Source organism: Arthrobacter pascens (assembly GCF_030815585.1).
In the GTDB taxonomy this organism is placed as follows: Bacteria; Actinomycetota; Actinomycetes; order Actinomycetales; family Micrococcaceae; genus Arthrobacter; species Arthrobacter pascens_A.
This window is the reverse complement of record NZ_JAUSWY010000001.1, coordinates 902,984-921,841: the sequence shown is the minus strand read 5'-3', so window position 1 is coordinate 921,841 and position 18,858 is coordinate 902,984. Positions and strand designations below refer to the sequence as shown.

The 18,858-nt window shown below is 62.5% G+C and carries 14 protein-coding genes and 1 tRNA gene; 3 read left to right on the top strand and 12 right to left on the bottom strand.

Going from position 1 to position 18,858, the window contains the following annotated elements:
- Nucleotides 1-313: 313 nt before the first annotated feature.
- The 3 genes from QFZ30_RS04355 to QFZ30_RS04345 form a co-directional block, all read right to left on the bottom strand.
- The gene (locus QFZ30_RS04355; RefSeq protein WP_307073834.1) at nt 314-4,213 is read right to left on the bottom strand and encodes a DNA-directed RNA polymerase subunit beta'; all 3,900 of its coding nucleotides are present in this window, start codon (nt 4,211-4,213) and stop codon (nt 314-316) included.
- 106 nt (nt 4,214-4,319) lie between these two features.
- On the bottom strand, nt 4,320-7,829 hold the full coding sequence (gene rpoB / locus QFZ30_RS04350; protein WP_307073832.1) for a DNA-directed RNA polymerase subunit beta: 3,510 nt from the start codon (nt 7,827-7,829) through the stop codon (nt 4,320-4,322).
- Nucleotides 7,830-8,142: 313 nt separating this feature from the next.
- Complete coding sequence (locus QFZ30_RS04345; protein WP_307073830.1) at nt 8,143-8,616, bottom strand: hypothetical protein; 474 nt, start codon at nt 8,614-8,616, stop codon at nt 8,143-8,145.
- Nucleotides 8,617-8,856: 240 nt separating this feature from the next.
- On the opposite strand from QFZ30_RS04345, the gene QFZ30_RS04340 reads away from it, so the two are divergent.
- Together QFZ30_RS04340 and QFZ30_RS04335 are read left to right on the top strand one after the other, a co-directional pair.
- Nucleotides 8,857-10,056, top strand: a complete 1,200-nt coding sequence (locus QFZ30_RS04340; protein ID WP_307073828.1) for an acetyl-CoA C-acetyltransferase — start codon at nt 8,857-8,859, stop codon at nt 10,054-10,056.
- Nucleotides 10,056-10,556, top strand: coding sequence for an aminoacyl-tRNA deacylase (locus QFZ30_RS04335; RefSeq protein ID WP_307073826.1), 501 nt, complete (start codon nt 10,056-10,058; stop codon nt 10,554-10,556). Before QFZ30_RS04340 ends, QFZ30_RS04335 begins: the two co-directional genes overlap by 1 nt.
- A 137-nt stretch (nt 10,557-10,693) precedes the next feature.
- Here QFZ30_RS04335 and rplL read toward each other — a convergent pair whose 3' ends face one another.
- The 9 genes from rplL to QFZ30_RS04290 all read right to left on the bottom strand — a co-directional run bounded on the left by rplL (nt 10,694) and on the right by QFZ30_RS04290 (nt 17,361).
- Nucleotides 10,694-11,071, bottom strand: coding sequence for a 50S ribosomal protein L7/L12 (gene rplL, locus QFZ30_RS04330; RefSeq protein WP_307073825.1), 378 nt, complete (start codon nt 11,069-11,071; stop codon nt 10,694-10,696).
- 78 nt (nt 11,072-11,149) lie between these two features.
- Nucleotides 11,150-11,746 (bottom strand): 50S ribosomal protein L10, encoded by a 597-nt coding sequence (rplJ, locus tag QFZ30_RS04325; protein WP_307073823.1) that lies wholly within the window; start codon nt 11,744-11,746, stop codon nt 11,150-11,152.
- Nucleotides 11,747-12,042: 296 nt separating this feature from the next.
- Nucleotides 12,043-13,161, bottom strand: a complete 1,119-nt coding sequence (locus tag QFZ30_RS04320) for a GNAT family N-acetyltransferase (protein WP_307073821.1) — start codon at nt 13,159-13,161, stop codon at nt 12,043-12,045.
- An 8-nt stretch (nt 13,162-13,169) separates the two neighbouring features.
- A complete protein-coding gene (locus QFZ30_RS04315) occupies nt 13,170-14,282 on the bottom strand; it encodes a GNAT family N-acetyltransferase (protein ID WP_307073819.1) in 1,113 nt (370 codons plus the stop codon).
- Nucleotides 14,283-14,463: 181 nt separating this feature from the next.
- Nucleotides 14,464-15,171 carry a 50S ribosomal protein L1 gene (rplA, locus tag QFZ30_RS04310; RefSeq protein WP_307073817.1) on the bottom strand — a complete coding sequence of 236 codons (708 nt, stop codon included), beginning with the start codon at nt 15,169-15,171 and terminating at the stop codon, nt 14,464-14,466.
- A 213-nt stretch (nt 15,172-15,384) separates the two neighbouring features.
- Nucleotides 15,385-15,816: a 50S ribosomal protein L11 gene (gene rplK / locus QFZ30_RS04305; protein WP_024365990.1), complete on the bottom strand. Its 432-nt coding sequence runs from the start codon at nt 15,814-15,816 to the stop codon at nt 15,385-15,387.
- A 128-nt stretch (nt 15,817-15,944) separates the two neighbouring features.
- A complete protein-coding gene (nusG, locus tag QFZ30_RS04300) occupies nt 15,945-16,805 on the bottom strand; it encodes a transcription termination/antitermination protein NusG (RefSeq protein WP_307073815.1) in 861 nt (286 codons plus the stop codon).
- Nucleotides 16,806-16,922: 117 nt separating this feature from the next.
- Nucleotides 16,923-17,207 (bottom strand): preprotein translocase subunit SecE, encoded by a 285-nt coding sequence (secE, locus tag QFZ30_RS04295; protein ID WP_307073813.1) that lies wholly within the window; start codon nt 17,205-17,207, stop codon nt 16,923-16,925.
- Between the two features lie 81 nt (nt 17,208-17,288).
- Nucleotides 17,289-17,361 (bottom strand) — tRNA-Trp (locus QFZ30_RS04290).
- A gap of 270 nt (nt 17,362-17,631) precedes the next feature.
- On the opposite strand from QFZ30_RS04290, the gene QFZ30_RS04285 reads away from it, so the two are divergent.
- A complete protein-coding gene (locus QFZ30_RS04285) occupies nt 17,632-18,849 on the top strand; it encodes a pyridoxal phosphate-dependent aminotransferase (RefSeq protein ID WP_307073811.1) in 1,218 nt (405 codons plus the stop codon).
- Nucleotides 18,850-18,858 lie beyond the last annotated feature (9 nt).

The following is an 18,858-nucleotide window of genomic DNA, read 5'->3' as shown; positions in this document are numbered from 1 at the left end:
AGAAGTCTCCAGAGCAGCTGAGGCGAAGCCTTAATAGTCGGATCACATACGTAGGGAATGACCTGACTCGCGTCTTCAAAGGTCCCTAGGCATGCAAAAATGTGGCATACGTTGCACAAGAACCCTGCAAACCGGAAACGTCGCTCTGGTTCAGCCTCTCAGCTGGAACCGGCGCACTCATCCACTGCCACAATAACAATTGGTATCCACTCTAACATGGACGGCTCCCAGACCTTAATCGGGGCCAACCCGGGGACGGGAAAGGCCCCGCCCCCACCGAAGTGGAGACGGGGCCTGACGCCATGCGTGCCGGTTAGCGGAAATCGTTGCCGAGATCGTAGTCGTCCAGCGGGATGGCGTGGAACTCAGGAGCTCCGTCGCCGCCCAGCGTGTCGTACGAGAAGTCACTGAAAGCGCTGGGGCCGGTAAACAGGTTGGCCTTCGCTTCCTCAGTGGGCTCCACGGTGACCTCGGTGTAGCGCGGGAGGCCCGTGCCGGCCGGGATCAGCTTACCGATGATGACGTTCTCCTTGAGGCCGAGCAGCGGATCGCTCTTGCCTTCCATGGCCGCCTGCGTCAGGACGCGGGTGGTCTCCTGGAAGGAAGCTGCGGACAGCCAGGACTCGGTGGCCAGGGAGGCCTTGGTGATGCCCATGAGCTCAGGACGTCCGGAAGCCGGAGTCTTGCCCTCGGACACAACACGGCGGTTGGCGTCCTCGAAGCGGCTGCGCTCGGCGAGCTCACCGGGCAGCAGATCCGATTCGCCGGACTCGATGACCGTGACGCGGCGCAGCATCTGGCGGACGATAACCTCGACGTGCTTGTCGTGGATACCGATGCCCTGGCTGCGGTACACGCCCTGGACCTCGTCCACCAGGAACTTCTGCGCGGCACGGGGACCCATGATGCGCAGAACCTGCTTGGGATCCACCGGACCGTTGATGAGCTTCTGGCCCACTGTGACGTGCTCGCCATCCTCAATGAGGAGGCGTGAACGGCGCAGCACCGGGTAGGCAATCTCTTCGGATCCGTCATCCGGAGTGATGACCAGGCGCATCTGGCGCTCGGACTCTTCAATGGTGATGCGGCCGGCTGCTTCAGCAATCGGTGCGACACCCTTCGGAGTACGGGCTTCGAAGAGCTCCTGGATACGGGGCAGACCCTGGGTGATGTCGTCGCCGCCGCTGGCGGAAACAGCACCACCGGTGTGGAACGTACGCATGGTCAGCTGGGTGCCCGGCTCACCGATGGACTGTGCGGCGATGATGCCCACTGCCTCACCGATGTCCACGGTCTTGCCAGTTGCCAGCGAACGGCCGTAGCACAGGGCGCAGGTGCCGACGCTGGACTCACACGTGAGTACAGAGCGGACCTTGACCTCGGTGATGCCGGCTGCGAACAGCTCCGCGATCACGACGTCGCCGCAGTCGGTGCCGCCGGCTGCAAGGACGTTGCCCTTGGAGTCAACAACATCAACAGCCAGCGTACGGGCGTATGCGCTGTTCTCGACGTTCTCGTCCAGAGCAAGCTCACCGTTGGCGTCAGCGACGGCAATGGGCGTCACCAGTCCGCGCTCAGTGCCGCAGTCCTCTTCGCGGACGATGACGTCCTGGGACACGTCCACCAGACGACGGGTCAGGTAACCCGAGTTGGCGGTACGCAGTGCGGTGTCAGCCAGACCCTTACGGGCACCGTGGGTGGCGATGAAGTATTCCAGCACCGAAAGGCCCTCGCGGTAGGAGGACTTGATGGGACGCGGGATGATCTCACCCTTAGGGTTGGCCACCAGGCCACGGATACCCGCGATCTGGCGGACCTGCATCCAGTTACCACGTGCACCGGAGGACACCATGCGGTTGATGGTGTTCATCGGCGACAGGCTGTCACGCATCGCCTGGGCGATCTCATTGGTTGCCTTGTTCCAGATCTCGATCAGTTCCTGGCGACGCTCGTCGTCGTCGATCAGGCCCTTGTCGTACTGGCCCTGGATCTTGGCAGCCATGGTCTCGTAGCCGGCAAGGATTGCCGGCTTGTCCTTGGGCACCTCGATGTCCGAGATGGCCACGGTGACACCTGAGCGGGTTGCCCAGTAGAAGCCGGCATCCTTCAGGTTGTCCAGCGTTGCCGCAGTAACCACCTTCGGGTAACGCTCGGCAAGGTCGTTGACAATCCGGGACAGTTCGCCCTTGTCCGCAACGTCCTCAACCCACGGGTAGTCCTCGGGCAGGGTCTCGTTGAAGAGAACCTGGCCGAGCGAGGTTTCAACCAGCGCGGTCTGACCCGGCTCCCAGCCCTCCGGAGCCTCCCAGCCGGCGTAAGGGACAAAGCCTTCAAGCCGGATCCTGACCTTGGAGTTCAGGTGCAGCTCGTGGAGATCGTAGGCCATGATGGCTTCCGACACCGAACCGAAGACGCGGCCTTCGCCAGCTGAACCGACACGCTTGGTGGTCAGGTGGTAGAGACCGATGATCATGTCCTGCGAAGGCAGTGTGACCGGGCGGCCGTCGGACGGCTTCAGGATGTTGTTCGAGGACAGCATCAGGATGCGTGCCTCAGCCTGGGCCTCGGGGCTCAGCGGCAGGTGGACTGCCATCTGGTCGCCGTCGAAGTCAGCATTGAAGGCGCCACAAACCAGCGGGTGAAGCTGGATTGCCTTGCCTTCAACAAGCTGCGGCTCGAACGCCTGGATGCCGAGCCGGTGCAGGGTAGGTGCACGGTTCAGCAGCACCGGGTGTTCGGTGATGATTTCCTCGAGCACGTCCCAGACCTGCGGACGGTAGCGCTCGACCATACGCTTGGCCGACTTGATGTTCTGCGCGTGGTTGAGGTCAACCAGGCGCTTCATCACGAACGGCTTGAAGAGCTCCAGCGCCATCTGCTTGGGCAGGCCACACTGGTGCAGCTTCAGCTGCGGGCCGACGACGATGACCGAACGGCCGGAGTAGTCAACGCGCTTGCCGAGGAGGTTCTGGCGGAAACGGCCCTGCTTGCCCTTGAGCATGTCGCTCAGGGACTTCAGCGGACGGTTGCCCGGTCCGGTGACCGGACGGCCGCGGCGGCCGTTGTCGAAGAGGCTGTCAACAGCTTCCTGAAGCATGCGCTTCTCGTTGTTGACGATGATCTCCGGAGCACCAAGATCAAGCAGCCGCTTGAGGCGGTTGTTGCGGTTGATCACGCGGCGGTAGAGGTCGTTGAGGTCGGAGGTCGCAAAGCGGCCACCGTCCAGCTGGACCATCGGGCGCAGTTCCGGCGGGATGACCGGGACGGCGTCCAGCACCATGCCGAGCGGGCTGTTGTTGGTGGTCAGGAATGCGTTGACCACCTTGAGGCGCTTCAGGGCGCGGGTCTTGCGCTGTCCCTTGCCGTTGGCGATGATGTCGCGCAGCAGGTCCGACTCGGCCTGCATGTCAAAGCTCTCAAGACGCTTCTTGATTGCTTCGGCACCCATGGAGCCTTCGAAGTACATGCCGTAGCGGTCGCGCAGCTCGCGGTACAGTCCTTCGTCACCTTCGAGGTCAGCGACCTTGAGGTTCTTGAAACGGTCCCAGACCTGCTCGAGGCGCTCGATCTCGGCGTCGGCACGCTTGCGCACGTTGGCCATCTGACGGTCCGCGGAGTCGCGGGCCTTCTTCTTGTCGGCAGCCTTGGCACCTTCGCCCTCAAGGCGCGCGATCTCGTTTTCGAGGTCGCGTGCGATCGTGGCGATGTCGGAGTCACGGTTGTCGATCAGCTGCTTCTTCTCGATGTCGTGCTCAACCTGCAGGTTGGGCAGTTCCTCGTGGCGGCTGTCGGCGTCGACGCTGGTGATCATGTAGGCAGCGAAGTAGATGACCTTTTCGAGGTCCTTCGGTGCCAGGTCAAGGAGGTAGCCCAGGCGGGACGGAACACCCTTGAAGTACCAGATGTGCGTGACCGGGGCGGCCAGCTCGATGTGGCCCATGCGCTCACGGCGGACCTTTGCACGGGTGACCTCAACGCCACACCGCTCGCAGATGATGCCCTTGAAGCGCACACGCTTGTACTTGCCGCAGTAGCATTCCCAGTCGCGGGACGGGCCAAAGATCTTCTCGCAGAAGAGGCCGTCCTTCTCGGGCTTGAGCGTGCGGTAGTTGATGGTTTCCGGCTTCTTAACCTCGCCGTAAGACCAACCACGGATGTCTTCCGCGGTGGCGAGGCCGATCTGCATGAGGCCGAAGGAGGATTCGCTGGACATATGGTCCCTGTTCTCTCTTGTTCTCTAAATTCTGAAGTCTTGGGTTACGGGAAGAGGGAGGTGACGTCCGACGGCGGGTGGTCACCCGCCGTCGGACATCAACCTGCTAAACCTCTTCTACGGAACTTGGCTCTGCACGAGACAGATCGATGCCCAGTTCTTCCGCAGCCGTGAAGACTGCGTCATCAGAGTCACGCATTTCAATTGTGGTTCCGTCCGTGGAAAGCACTTCCACGTTCAGGCACAGCGACTGCATTTCCTTGATCAAGACCTTGAAGGACTCAGGAACGCCCGGCTCGGGGATGTTCTCGCCCTTGACGATGGCTTCGTAGACCTTCACACGACCGTGGATATCATCCGACTTGATCGTGAGGAGTTCCTGGAGCGTGTACGCGGCGCCATAAGCCTCAAGCGCCCACACTTCCATTTCACCGAAGCGCTGGCCACCGAACTGTGCCTTACCACCCAGCGGCTGCTGCGTGATCATGGAGTACGGGCCGGTGGAGCGGGCATGGATCTTGTCGTCCACCAGGTGGTGGAGCTTCAGGATGTACATGTAGCCGACCGAGATCGGATCCGGGAACGGCTCGCCGGAGCGGCCGTCGAAGAGGCGGGTCTTGCCTGAGGAGTTGATCAGGCGGTCGCCGTCGCGGGTCACGTTGGTGGAGTCCAGCAGCCCGGTGATTTCCTCTTCACGGGCGCCGTCGAACACCGGCGTTGCAACAGTGGTCTGGCCACTCTCGCGTGGCAGGTTCGGCAGCTGCTTGACCCACTCGGGCTCGCCCTCGATCTTCCAACCGGTCTTGGCAACCCAGCCGAGGTGCGTTTCGAGCACCTGGCCGACGTTCATACGGCCCGGGACACCCAGCGGGTTCAGGACAATATCAACGGGGGTACCGTCGGCAAGGAAGGGCATGTCTTCGATCGGAAGGATCTTGGAGATGACACCCTTGTTGCCGTGGCGGCCGGCGAGCTTGTCGCCGTCGGTGATCTTACGCTTGGCGGCCACGTACACGCGGACCAGCTGGTTAACGCCCGGGGGCAGTTCGTCGTCGTTGTCGCGGTCGAAGACGCGGACACCGATAACGGTGCCGGACTCGCCGTGCGGAACCTTCAGCGAGGTGTCGCGCACTTCGCGGGACTTCTCACCGAAGATGGCACGCAGCAGGCGCTCTTCCGGGGTCAGTTCGGTTTCACCCTTCGGGGTGACCTTTCCGACCAGGATGTCGCCTGCTTCAACCTCGGCACCGATGTGGATGATGCCACGCTCGTCCAGGCCCGCAAGGACTTCCTCGGACACGTTGGGGATGTCACGGGTGATTTCCTCGGCACCAAGTTTGGTGTCGCGGGCATCGATCTCGTGCTCCTCGATGTGGATGGAGGAAAGGACGTCCTCGGCAACAATGCGCTGCGAGAGGATGATGGCGTCCTCGAAGTTGTGGCCCTCCCATGACATGAATGCCACAAGGAGGTTCTTACCGAGGGCGAGCTCGCCCTGGTCCGTTGCCGGGCCGTCGGCGATGATGCCGCCGACCTCCAGGCGCTGGCCTTCGCTCACCAGTACGCGGTGGTTGTAGCAGTTGCCCTGGTTGGAACGGGCGAACTTGTTGATGCGGTAGTTGGTTTCCGTACCGTCGTCGTTGAGCATGATGACCAGCTCAGCGGAGACCTCGGTGACCACACCGGCCTTCTTCGCGATGACAACGTCACCGGCGTCGACTGCAGCAGCACGCTCCATGCCGGTACCGACGAAGGGCGCCTCGGAACGGACCAGCGGCACGGCCTGGCGCTGCATGTTGGCACCCATAAGTGCACGGTTTGCATCGTCATGCTCGAGGAACGGGATCAGCGCGGTAGCCACGGACACCATCTGGCGCGGGGAAACGTCCATGAACTCGACGTCGGCGGCGGGAACCAGCACGGGCTCGCCTCCACCACCACGGGCGCGGACAAGGACGGTCTCTTCGGCGAACTTCTTGTTCTGGTCCAGCGGAGCGTTGGCCTGAGCAATCAGGACCTCTGCTTCGTCGTCAGCCGTCAGGTACTGGACCTCATCGGAGACAACGCCCTCGGACACCAGGCGGTAAGGCGTCTCGATGAAGCCGAACGGGTTGATGCGGCCGTAGGACGCCAGCGAACCGATCAGACCGATGTTCGGGCCTTCAGGGGTTTCAATGGGGCACATACGTCCGTAGTGGGACGGGTGAACGTCGCGGACTTCCATGCCTGCACGGTCACGGGACAGACCACCCGGGCCAAGGGCCGACAGGCGGCGCTTGTGGGTCAGACCCGAGAGCGGGTTGTTCTGGTCCATGAACTGTGACAGCTGGGACGTTCCGAAGAACTCCTTGATGGCTGCAACCACGGGGCGGATGTTGATCAGGGTCTGCGGCGTGATGGCCTCGACGTCCTGGGTGGTCATACGCTCGCGGACAACGCGCTCCATACGGGACAGGCCGGTGCGGACCTGGTTCTCGATGAGCTCGCCGACGGCGCGGATGCGGCGGTTTCCGAAGTGGTCGATGTCATCGATCTCGACACGCAGTTCGTGGTCCTGGCCGTCGCGCTTGCCCGTGAGGGTCTTCTCGCCGGCGTGCAGGGCAACCAGGAACTTGATCATGGCGACGATGTCTTCAACGTGCAGGACCGAAGCTTCCTTGTCGCCAAGGGAGCGGTCGATGCCGAGCTTGCGGTTGATCTTGTAACGGCCAACCTTGGCCAGATCGTAGCGCTTGGAGTTGAAGTACAGGTTGTCCAGCAGGGACTGGGCAGCCTCGACTGTGGGCGGCTCGCCCGGTCGCAGCTTCCGGTAGATGTCCAGCAACGCGTCTTCGCGGGTCTCGGTGGCGTCCTTCTCCAGCGTTGCGCGCATGGAGTCGTACTGGCCGAACTCTTCGAGGATCTGGCCTTCGGTCCAGCCAAGGGCCTTCAGCAGCACCGTGACGGACTGCTTGCGCTTGCGGTCGAGGCGGACGCCGACCTGGTCGCGCTTGTCGATCTCGAGCTCGAACCATGCACCGCGGGACGGGATGATCTTGGCAGTGAAGATGTCCTTGTCACTGGTCTTGTCGGCGGTGCGCTCGAAGTACGCGCCCGGTGAACGGACCAGCTGGGAGACGACGACACGTTCGGTGCCGTTGACGACGAATGTGCCCTTCTCCGTCATCAGCGGGAAGTCGCCCATGAACACGGTCTGCTGCTTGATTTCGCCCGTGTTGTTGTTCATGAACTCGGCCTTGACGTACAGCGGAGCCGAGTACGTTGCGTCCCGGTCCTTGCACTCGGCCATGGTGTACTTCGGGTCGGCGAACTCGGGATCGGAGAAGCTCAGGGACATGGTGCCCTGGAAGTCCTCGATCGGGGAGATCTCTTCGAAGATGTCCGAAAGACCGGACGAGGTGGCGACGCTGAGATCGTTTTCTTCGACGGCTTTCGCTACGCGTGCCTGCCAGCGTTCGTTTCCGACCAGCCAGTCGAAGCTGTCTGTCTGCAGGGCAAGAAGATTCGGAACGTCAAGAGGTTCGTGAATCTTTGCGAATGAGAGCCGGCGAGTGGCACCATCAGTGCTGTCGGCGGTGTTAGCGGTTTCGTTATTAGAGGTGCTCGAGGCGACCAAGAGGGATCCTTCCACAGACCTTCAGGCGTTTTCAGATCTCCCCCGCTGTGCACCCTGCAGAATGACTCTGCAGTGCTACCATCCGGTTCCGCTATATGACCCGGGGCCCGCGCTGCCCATAGTGTGACGTTGTTGACGGCACGTTAAAGGTCAGCTGCCAGGCAAAGCCCACCGCTATATGAAGGCTGAAGGTAAACAGGGAAGACGCAAATATCTACGATACGGCAAAACCTAGTGCGTGTCTACCCCACATCGCGCCTGATTGCAAGCACTGATTTTTCGCCGTCGGATGGGTGCCGCCAGCAGACCGGGATCAGAGCCGCAAGGTGACATCCTCCGCGGTGCAGGCACCGCCGGCGTTGCCAAAGACGGCGTCGCGAACCGCGTCCTTGGATGCCTGTTCCGGCCCGCCACCGGACTCAGCCGCCGCAGAGTGGTCGATGGCGAGGAGGCTCAGCGCCGCAAACAGGCCGGCCACGTCACGTGGGGCCGTGTCCTTTGCCTCCTCGGACTTCAGGTAGATGTCCTCGAACGCGTTGGGGTCATTCTGAGGCACCGCCGCCTTGTAGCCGGCATAGAGCGTATTGAAAAGCTCACAGGCCTCCTTGACCCCGCCAGCCGCCACTGGTGTCCCGGAAGATTTCGACGACGTCGCTTTGGGAGTACCGGCGGCGGATGATGTTGGGGTCGCGGATGCTGTGGTGCTGGCCGGCGCAGGAGTGGAGGGGGCACAGGCCGTCAGCCCGGCGAGGCCGGCAACGGCTGCCGCGGCAAGGATTTTCTTCAAGATACTGCTCCCCTGTTTTGCGTTATGAAAGTCCAGTCACGCTCCGAAACTGTCCGCCGTCCACCCTACGCAGGCCGCCGCCGTCATGCACGTTTCGGGCATGGGTAGTTCTCCCCTGCAAGCCCTGATTATTGAGACGCGATCCGCGGAATTCGCTGTACTGATTCAGCGTTTGGATGGTTAGGTGATAAGCCTCACGATAGCCTTGGCCTACATCGTTTCAGATCGGAAGAGATAACAATGGGTAACTCCGCAGACGACACTGACGTTGTCATCCTCGCAGCGGCGCGCACTCCGCAGGGCCGCCTGAACGGGCAACTGGCGAGCTTCACCGCCGTCGAACTTGGCGCCCACGCCATCAAAGCCGCCATATCGGCGACCGGCCTGGATGCTGACCGTGTGGACGCGGTCATCATGGGCCAGGTGCTGCAGGCAGGCTCAGGCCAGAACCCGGCCCGTCAAAGCGCCATCGGTGCCGGCATCGGCTGGAATGTCCCCACGGTCACGATCAACAAGGTGTGCCTGTCCGGACTGACAGCGGTTATCGATGCCGCACGCATGATCCGCAGCGGCGACGCCACTGTGGTGGTGGCCGGCGGCCAGGAATCCATGACCCGGGCCCCCCATCTGCTGCCCGGCTCCAGGCAGGGCTGGACGTACGGCGCCATCCAGGCCCTTGACGTTGCTGCGCATGACGGCCTCACCGACGCCTTCGACGGCCAGTCAATGGGGCTGTCCACTGAAACCAAGAACTTCACCCTGGGAATTGACCGGACGTCGCAGGACAACGTGGCGGCACACTCGCACCAGCGAGCGGCCCTGGCCGCCAAGAACGGCATATTCGACGACGAGATCGCCCCCATCAGCGTCAAGCAGCGCAAGGGTGACCCCGTGGTGGTCTCCGCCGATGAAGGGGTCCGTCCGAACACCACCGTGGAATCACTCGCCGGGCTCCGGGCCGCCTTTGTCAGCGATGGAACCATCACGGCGGGGAACTCCTCTCCCCTGTCCGACGGCGCCTCCGCACTGGTCCTGACCACCCGCAAGTTCGCTGAGGAAAACGGACTGGAATTCCTGGCGGTTGTAGGCAAGCCGGGCCAGGTTGCCGGTCCGGACAATTCCCTCCACTCCCAACCCTCAAACGCCATCAAAAACGCCCTGGGACGGGCGGGCTGGAGCATGGCAGACCTGGACTTCATCGAGATCAACGAGGCTTTTGGTTCTGTTGCCGTGCAGTCCCTGAAGGACCTGGACTACCCCTTGGAGCAGTGCAACCTCCACGGCGGCGCTATTGCGCTGGGCCACCCGATCGGCGCATCCGGGGCACGGCTGGCGCTGCACGCCGCCCACGAACTTAAACGTCGCGGCAGCGGCAAAGCCGCAGTGTCCCTGTGTGGCGGGGGCGGGCAGGGCGAGGCCCTGCTGCTGTACCGGGACTGATGGCGACCCTTTCAGCAGGGGGAACGGACGGCGTCGGCCGGGAGCGTTTCCTGGCCGACGCCAAAGCCCGCGGACTGGACATCCAGATCGTGGAGCGCCTGGCCGCGAACAGCCTTGAGGAGGCAGCGGGCATCCTGGGCATCACTCCGGCGGACATCGTGAAGTCGCTGGTGGTCAGGCACAAAGACGGAAGCTTCCTATTCGCCCTCATCCCCGGCGACCGGCAGATCTCCTGGCCCAAGCTAAGGAACCTGGTGGGCGTCAACAAACTGTCGCTGCCGCCGGCCGACGTGGCCCTGGATGCAACGGGCTATGAGCGCGGAACCATCACCCCGCTCGGAAGCACCACCGCGTGGCCGGTGTACGCGGACCGGACCATCACGGGGCGCCGGATCTCCATGGGCGCGGGCGAGCATGGCTACAGCGCCTTTGTGGACGCCGATGCGCTGGCCTCCGCTTTGGGCGCAGTGGTGGCGGACATCAGCGACCCGCTTGCGTAACGCATAGGCACCTAAGTAGCTCGCATTTAACGTCGCCATTCCGCGTTTTAACGACGTTAAATGCGAGCCAGTTGGGCCGCGAACGCAAAAAACCCCGCCCACCGGAGTGGACGGGGTTTTCCTTGAAGAGGCGGGAGTTACTTGAGGGTAACGCGGGCGCCGGCTTCTTCGAGCTGTGCGATAGCCTTCTCGGCAGCTTCCTTGGTGACACCTTCGAGAACAGCCTTGGGAGCGCTGTCAACCAGGTCCTTGGCTTCCTTGAGGCCCAGGGAAGTGATGGCGCGAACTTCCTTGATCACTGCGATCTTCTTGTCGCCGGCAGCTTCGAGGATGACGTCGAATTCAGTCTGCTCTTCAGCCTCTTCTGCAGCGCCGCCACCGGCGGGGCCGGCAACAGCAACAGCAGCTGCGGTAACTTCGAAGGTCTCTTCGAAGAGCTTGACGAACTCGGAGAGCTCGATGATGGTCAGTTCCTTGAAAGCTTCAATGAGCTCTTCGTTGGTGAGCTTCGCCATGGTGTGGCGTCCTTCCTATAGTGGTGCTCGGCGGCCTGTGGCTTGCCTTCACACCGGAGTCTGGTGGGTAAAGAGAAACTACTTCTCTTCGGCAGCGGGAGCTTCGGCCGGGGCCTCAGCTTCTGCGGCGGGAGCCTCTTCGGCGGGAGCTTCGTCAGCGGCAGGAGCCTCGGCAGCTGCCGGTGCACCGTTCTCTTCTTCAAGCTTGAGACGCAGTGCGTCGATGATGCGTGCAGCGGCGGCGGCAGGAGCCTTGAGGATCCCTGCAACCTTGGCGAGCTGCAGCTCGCGGGACTCGAGTGCTGCCAGGGCAGCAACTTCGCTCGCGTTCAGTGCCTTGCCCTCGAAGTAACCGGTCTTGATGACCAGCTGCTTGTTGGCTTTGGCAAAATCCGTCAGGCTCTTGGCAGCGGCAACTGCGTCACCCTTGATGAACGCGATTGCAGTGGGGCCGGAGAGCTGGTCGTTGAATGCTTCAACACCGGCTTCCTTGGCTGCAATGGCGGTCAGGGTGTTCTTGACGACCGAGAACTTGGTGTCCTGGCCGAGAGAAACACGCAGCTGCTTGAGCTGTGCAACGGTGAGCCCGCGGTATTCGGTCAGGACAGCGGCGTTCGATTCCTTGAAATCGTTTGTGATCTCAGCTACTGCTGAAACCTTGATTGGCGTTGCCATAACCCTCCTTCCGGGGATAGTGCCGGTATTCGACGGTCCCCGCTCAGGTGAGCTAAAACTAAAAACGCCCCGCGCAGATGCACGGGGCTGGGCTCAACACGCTTGTTGCCGTGGAGCTTTGCTTCGTTCACCTGCGCTGGCCGCCCTACGTTCAGGGTCCTTCGTCCAGAAAGCCACTTGCCCTCGCGCGCACAACTGCAGAGTTGAGCTGTGTTCGTGAGAGTGGATTTCCAACAACCGACGGTCTTTGGTACTTCAACCATACGGGACCGGCCGCCGGTCCGCCAAATCGGGCCTTAGCTGGTGCTGGCTCCGAGGTGGGGCAGTTCCTTCTGCCAGATGCCCGTGACACCTGCGGTGGTGAAGCCCAGCTGCTGGTTTACGGTCAGGAGGTACCTGTTCTCCGGAGCGTTCCAGGTGTAGATGACCCGGGCGTCCGGAAACTGCTCGGTCAGCCGTTCCATGTTGGCCACTTTGATCAGCAGTCCCAGTTTGTTGCCCCGGTGCTCCTGGAGCACCAGCGTGTCATCCTGGAAGACGACGTCCGCGCGGTGGGCCAGCACACTGATCGTGGTCAGGCCCACAAGCGCTCCAGTGGCCAGATGTTCAACCGCCGTGACCACCGTCCGCCGGCCTTGCGCAATGGTGGCCTCCTCCGCTTCACGAAGGATACCGCCGTCGAAAATCATGTCCTGCTCAACGGGAGTCTCAAGGGAGGGGTCGACGTCGGCGCCCGCCTGGTTCTCTAGGACGGCCACGGCTTCCAGCCACTGATCCGGGCAGCGGTCAGTCCAGTGATGCAGGGCGTAGCGGCCGTTGTTGGCTTCATCAGCCTCCGATTGGAGGTCGGCCACCAGCTTGGTGTCCAGCGGCAGGGCGCACGAACTGAACTGTTCGATGTGCTGCAGGGTGTATCCCGTCTTGCGGGCAAACTCGACCTCCCTGCTGGCGAGGGGGACAAAGCCCTGCCCCGATCCAGGTACCAGTTGGGCCTTCTCGAACTCATGCAGCGAAGCCCCGGGATGGTTCGTGTCCACCAGGATCATGGTGCGGCCCTCGCCCCGTGCCATATGTTCAGCCGCGAGGAGCAGTTTCCGGCCCACCCCCTGCCGCTGGAATTCCGGCAGGATGTCAAGGGTGAATTCTGCGAGGTCAAGGTTGTCCGCCAGCGGAAGGGCAATGTCTACCGTTCCCACGATTTCACCGTCAATCTTGGCCACGAGGATGATCTGGCGTTCGTAAGGATCGGCCAGTTCCAGGAGTTTTTCCAGCGGCGCGTACGCCAGATCGTCGCTTCCCCACGTCTGCATCCGGACCTTGCGCCCCACCTCGACCGCGGCCACGAAGTCCGCCGCGTCCGGCGCGTCAAGCGAATCCGGAATCCAAAGCTGCTCGATCTTTACATCTCTTGTCATAAGGGGCATCATCCCAGCCGTTTCTGCCACTCACCTTCATAGCCAGCAGGCCTGAATCCAAGCGAAATATTTATCGCCAGCATATGCTGGTTTTCGCTGGCGTTCCATGTAAGTAGCGACCGGGCAGCAGGCCAGCGCTGCTGGGCGGAGCGAAGATTCGCAACCTTGACCAGCATCCCCAGGCGGTGTCCCCGATGCGCCGCGGACACCAGGGTGTCCTGTTGGGTGACGGCCGCCGGCACTCCCGGCCGCCAGGTCAGGACCGTGTATGCCACCAACTCCCCGGTGGCCTTGTGCATCGCGGCGGCCACCAGGCTCTCGACGCCACTGCGGATGAGGACCTGTTCCTCCTGGCGCACCCTGGCCGTATCCCAGACCTCGGCTTCCCAGTTCATCCCCGCCACCGGCACATCGGTGCTCATATGGCGCTTGAGGACAGCGTATTCGGCCACGAGTTGCTCCGGACACGTGTCAGCCCAGCCAACAGTGGTGTAGCTTCGCGCAAATGCGGCGGCCTCCGTTTCCAGTGCGGCAAGGTGCTCAGACGGCACCGGCAGGTACAGCCGGCTGGATCTCTCCACCTGCTCCAGTTCGTAGCCGGCGCCCGAAGCAAAGGCAACGGAAGCCTCCTCCGCGGGGAGTCCGCCCGCCCCGGATTTGGCGGGCAGGATACGGCCGGCACGCTCCACCGGCTCCGCGGGGAGTTCGCAATAGGCGTCAAGGGACGTCCTGCCGCGTTCCGCCGCAACCCCTTCGGCATGTTCCAGCAACCGGCGCCCCCAGCCCCGCCTCCGGTATGCAGCCGCCACCAGCACATCTATCCCTGCGGTGACGGTGTTTTCGCGCAGCGGCAAGGTCACGGAGCACGTGCCCACTATTTCCCGGTCCAGCCGTGCTACAAAAAGCAGCCGCTCCTCATAGTCGTTGCCACGCCAGTACTCCAAGCTCTCCAGGGCCGTGGGGCAGCGGTCAAGGTTGCCCCATTTCTCCAGCTCGTGCGCTTCCCTGAGTGCCTGGATGTCGTGGAAGTCCGTGTGGGGCCGGGTGCCCCCTGCAAGGGTTTCCCTCCTGCCGTCGGATGGCGGAGGGATGACGACGGCGGTAATCGCCAGGGCGGTCATGCCCCCAGCCTAGTAGCCAGCCGCACGGTTCAGTCGAAGGCACGGTTCAGTCGAACGCGCGGTTCAGTCGACGGCTTGGTGGGACTTCAGCCGGTGGCGTCGAAAAACAAAGGACCGCCCGGCGCAATGCCGGACGGTCCTTTGTGCGCCGGAAGGGATCCGGCACCAGGAACTGAAAGGATCAGACCTCGGTCAGAACCTTGGTGACGTTCGGGTCAACCGAGATACCCGGGCCGAACGTGGTGGCCACGGTAGCCTTCTGGATGTAGCGGCCCTTGGAAGCGGACGGCTTCAGGCGAAGCACCTCTTCCAGTGCTGCTGCGTAGTTCTCGGCCAGCTTGATGGCGTCGAAGGAAACCTTGCCGATGATGAAGTGCAGGTTGGAGTGCTTGTCGACGCGGAAGTCGATCTTGCCGCCCTTGATGTCGTTGACAGCCTTGGTGACGTCTGCCGTGACGGTGCCGGTCTTCGGGTTCGGCATCAGGTTACGCGGACCAAGGACCTTACCGAGTCGGCCAACCTTGCCCATGAGGTCAGGGGTGGCGACGGCTGCGTCGAAGTCGGTCCAGCCGGCTGCGATCTTCTCGATCAGGTCATCGGAACCAACGAAGTCGGCGCCAGCAGCGATTGCTGCTTCGGCCTTGTCGCCCGTTGCGAAGACGAGGACGCGGGAGACCTTGCCGGTACCGTGGGGCAGGTTGACGGTTCCGCGGACCATCTGGTCAGCCTTACGCGGGTCAACGCCCAGACGGAAGGCGACCTCAACGGTGGCGTCGAACTTGGACGGGTTGGTGTCCTTGGCGAGCGTTACTGCCTCGTACGGCGCGTAGAACTTCTCCGCGTCGATCTTGGCGGCTGCTGCCTCATATGCTTTGCTGCGCTTTGCCATGCTGCTTATTTCTCCTTGTGCAGTTGTGGTCTGCGGACCGCGCTGGGCCCTGCCACAGTTGGTCATCCGGGGTTTGTCCGGCGTTATATCCGGACGGGACTTCCAACATTTCCGATGGTGCCGGTTGTCCGGCGGTGGTGCCGGTTACCCGGCGGTGCTGCCCGTCGTCGTCGTCGGTTTCCCGATCCCGGCGCCGCTGCAGCGATGAGGGAATTAACCCTCGACGGTGATACCCATGGAGCGGGCGGTGCCGGCGATGATCTTGGCTGCGCCTTCGAGGCTCGTGGCGTTGAGGTCTTCCATCTTGGTGGTGGCGATCTCGTTAACCTGGGCCTGCGTCAGCTTGGCAACCTTGACGGTGTGCGGCGTGGGCGAACCCTTGGCAACGCCTGCAGCCTTCTTGATGAGCTCTGCAGCCGGCGGGGTCTTGGTGATAAACGTGAATGAACGGTCCTCGTAAACCGTGATTTCCACGGGGATGACGTTTCCGCGCTGGGCTTCTGTGGCAGCGTTGTACGCCTTGCAGAATTCCATGATGTTGACACCGTGCTGGCCAAGCGCAGGACCAATCGGCGGAGCCGGGTTAGCGGCACCTGCCTGGATCTGCAGCTTGATGAGGCCGGTGACCTTCTTCTTGGGAGCCAATGTAGGGTCCTTCTCTCAATTACGTCCTGGGACACAGGAGCGTGCCTCAGGTTTGTGGCCGCCATGGCGAGGCGGCCGGCCGTCCCGGGACTGCTAAGCGGGCAGTCCCGGAGCGAATTCTAGGGTGGTCAGATCTTGGTGACCTGGTTGAACGCCAGGGTGACCGGGGTTTCGCGTTCGAAGATGGAGACCAGGACCACGAGGGTCTGGGATTCCACCTTGATCTCGGAGATCGTGGCAGGAAGGGTCTCGAACGGACCTTCCTTGACGATGACGGACTCGCCGACCTCGAAGTCAACGTCAACCGGGGCGGCAGCGTGCTTGACCGGCTTGCCCTTTTCAGCCTGCTCTTCTTCGAAGACCGGGGCAAGCATGGAGAAGACTTCGTCCAGGCGCAGCGGGACGGGGTTGTGGGCGTTGCCCACGAAGCCGGTGACGCCGGGGGTGTGGCGGACGGCGCCCCAGGAGGCATCCGTCAGGTCCATGCGGACCAGCACGTAGCCGGGGATGCGGACGCGGTTGATGACCTTGCGCTGAGCGTTCTTGATCTCAACGACCTCTTCCATCGGCACCTGGATTTCGAAGATGTAATCTTCCATGTCCAGGGTCTGGATGCGGGTCTCAAGGTTGGCCTTCACGCGGTTTTCGTAACCGGCGTACGAGTGGATGACGTACCAGTCACCCTCCTGGCGGCGCAGCTTGCCCTTGAATTCCTCAGCTGGATCCACTTCAGCGGCAGCAGCAGCCGCCGCAAGGGCGTCGGACTCTTCTTCGGAGCCGCCTTCGGCATCGTCAGTGGCATCGCCGGCCTCTGAAGAGTCAGCTTCATTTTCCCCTGAGGGGTCAGCATCGTCAGAATCGGCATCGGCGGATTCGGGCGCAGCGGACTCAACCTCAGACTCTTCACCGGCTTCTGCCGTGGGGGCTGCCGTGATGTCCGTGGACTTTTCCTGCTCAGTCTCGGTTACCTCGAGCTCCTGCTCAGACACTTGGTCTCCTGCTTCCTCATTGCCTAACATGCCTATTTAAATGGCTCAATTCCGCACGCCCCGTGGATTCCCTCCGGTTACCCGGACAGGACCACGCAGCCTGCGGACGAATTCGCCTTAGCGGTCCGTGGGGGCGATGCCGCCGAAGACCCAGCTGACCGCGGTTCCAAAACCGAGGTCCAGCAGGCTGACGATGACCATCATGATGGCCACGAACACCAGCACCACGAGCGTGTAATTGATCAATTCCTTGCGGGTAGGCGCAACGACTTTCTTCAGTTCGCCGATGACCTGGCGGACAAAAAGTGCAATGCGAGCGAAGAAGTTTGCCTTGGCGTCCTTCTTAGCTGGGCGGCCCTTGGAGCTGCTGGCAGCTGTTTCGGTCACCTGGTCCTCACTCATCTTTGCAATGTTGGATTACCCGGTCCTGATCAGAACCATGGTTGCTGCGCTTGCTCCGGCATTCCGCCGGAACAGCTTGCGCAGGGCAGACAGGACTCGAACCTGCAACCTGCGGTTTTGGAGACCGCTGCGCTACCAATTGCGCCACTACCCTATGGATCGAAAACTGCACATTGCCGAACTTGCCAGTTTTCACTGGGGCGCACGCCATCATCCGTGTTTTCAACACCGGAGAACCAGTCTACGCAACAACTTCGCGTACGTCGAACCAGCTTCCATTCGGACCATCCGCCCCGCCGGGAGTCGATCTGACCTGCAGTCACATCCACGCCGGCAACCCGAAGGATCCGCTGAACAGCATAGAGTAGATCACGTCGAATTCCACCATTCAGCCAACGAGCTGCAAGCGAAGAACGGACCCGCCATGTCTGCCGCCCGCGTTTCCCAGCGCATTTCCGCTATTGCCGAATCCGCAACCCTGGCCGTTGACGCCAAGGCCAAGGCGCTTAAGGCAGCAGGCCGGCCGGTCATTGGCTTCGGTGCCGGGGAACCGGACTTCCCCACACCGGACTACATTGTTCAGGCCGCCATCGATGCCGCCAGCCAGCCGAAGTACCACCGATACTCCCCTGCCGGCGGCCTGCCGGAGCTCAAGAAGGCCATCGCGGAAAAGACCCTGCGCGACTCCGGCTACGCCGTGGACGCATCCCAAGTGCTGGTGACCAACGGAGGCAAGCAGGCCGTCTACAACACCTTCGCCACGCTGGTGGATCCGGGCGACGAAGTGATTGTGCCCACCCCGTTCTGGACCACTTACCCTGAGGCCATCAGGCTAGCCGGCGGTATCCCCGTTGAGGTCTTCGCTGGCCCGGAACAGGACTACCTGGTCACCGTCGACCAGCTCGAGGCGGCCGTTACGGACAAAACCAAGATCCTGCTTTTCGTATCGCCGTCAAACCCCACCGGCTCCGTTTACTCCCCTGAGCAGGTCGCTGAGATCGGCCAATGGGCCGCATCCAAGGGGCTGTGGGTGGTGACCGACGAAATCTATGAGCACCTGACCTACGACGGCGTCCCGTTCACCTCCATCGCCACCGCAGCTCCGGAGCTGGGCGACAAACTGGTGATCCTGAACGGTGTGGCGAAGACCTACGCGATGACCGGTTGGCGGGTGGGCTGGATGATCGGTCCGGCCGATGTCATCAAGGCCGCCACCAACCTCCAGTCGCACGCCACCTCCAACGTCTCCAACATCCCGCAGATCGCCGCCCTCGCAGCAGTCTCCGGCCCCCTGACCGCAGTCAATGAAATGAAGGTGGCGTTCGACCGCCGCCGCAAGGCGATCGTGGCCGGGCTTAACGCCATTGACGGCGTGGAATGCCCGACGCCGAAGGGCGCCTTCTACGTGTACGCGGACGTCCGTGCCCTGCTGGGTAAGGAATTCCCGACCGCGGCCGGTACGTCCACGCCGTCGACCTCCGCAGAACTGGCCACCCTTATCCTTGACGAGGTTGAAGTGGCCGTGGTGCCGGGTGAGGCCTTTGGGCCTTCGGGCTACCTCCGTCTCTCCTACGCCTTGGGCGATGACGACCTGGCCACGGGTGTGGCCCGGTTGCAGGACTTCCTAGGCAAGGCCAAGTAGGCACCCTCT

Coding starts and splice junctions, on each gene's coding strand:
- QFZ30_RS04340 (WP_307073828.1), top strand. CDS start 8,857: ATGGGTAACTCCGCAGACGACACTGACGTTGTCATCCTCGCAGCGGCG.
- secE (WP_307073813.1), bottom strand. CDS start 17,207: ATGAGTGAGGACCAGGTGACCGAAACAGCTGCCAGCAGCTCCAAGGGC.
- rplL (WP_307073825.1), bottom strand. CDS start 11,071: ATGGCGAAGCTCACCAACGAAGAGCTCATTGAAGCTTTCAAGGAACTG.
- rplJ (WP_307073823.1), bottom strand. CDS start 11,746: ATGGCAACGCCAATCAAGGTTTCAGCAGTAGCTGAGATCACAAACGAT.
- QFZ30_RS04320 (WP_307073821.1), bottom strand. CDS start 13,161: ATGACAAGAGATGTAAAGATCGAGCAGCTTTGGATTCCGGATTCGCTT.
- QFZ30_RS04335 (WP_307073826.1), top strand. CDS start 10,056: ATGGCGACCCTTTCAGCAGGGGGAACGGACGGCGTCGGCCGGGAGCGT.
- QFZ30_RS04285 (WP_307073811.1), top strand. CDS start 17,632: ATGTCTGCCGCCCGCGTTTCCCAGCGCATTTCCGCTATTGCCGAATCC.
- QFZ30_RS04315 (WP_307073819.1), bottom strand. CDS start 14,282: ATGACCGCCCTGGCGATTACCGCCGTCGTCATCCCTCCGCCATCCGAC.
- QFZ30_RS04355 (WP_307073834.1), bottom strand. CDS start 4,213: ATGTCCAGCGAATCCTCCTTCGGCCTCATGCAGATCGGCCTCGCCACC.
- rplA (WP_307073817.1), bottom strand. CDS start 15,171: ATGGCAAAGCGCAGCAAAGCATATGAGGCAGCAGCCGCCAAGATCGAC.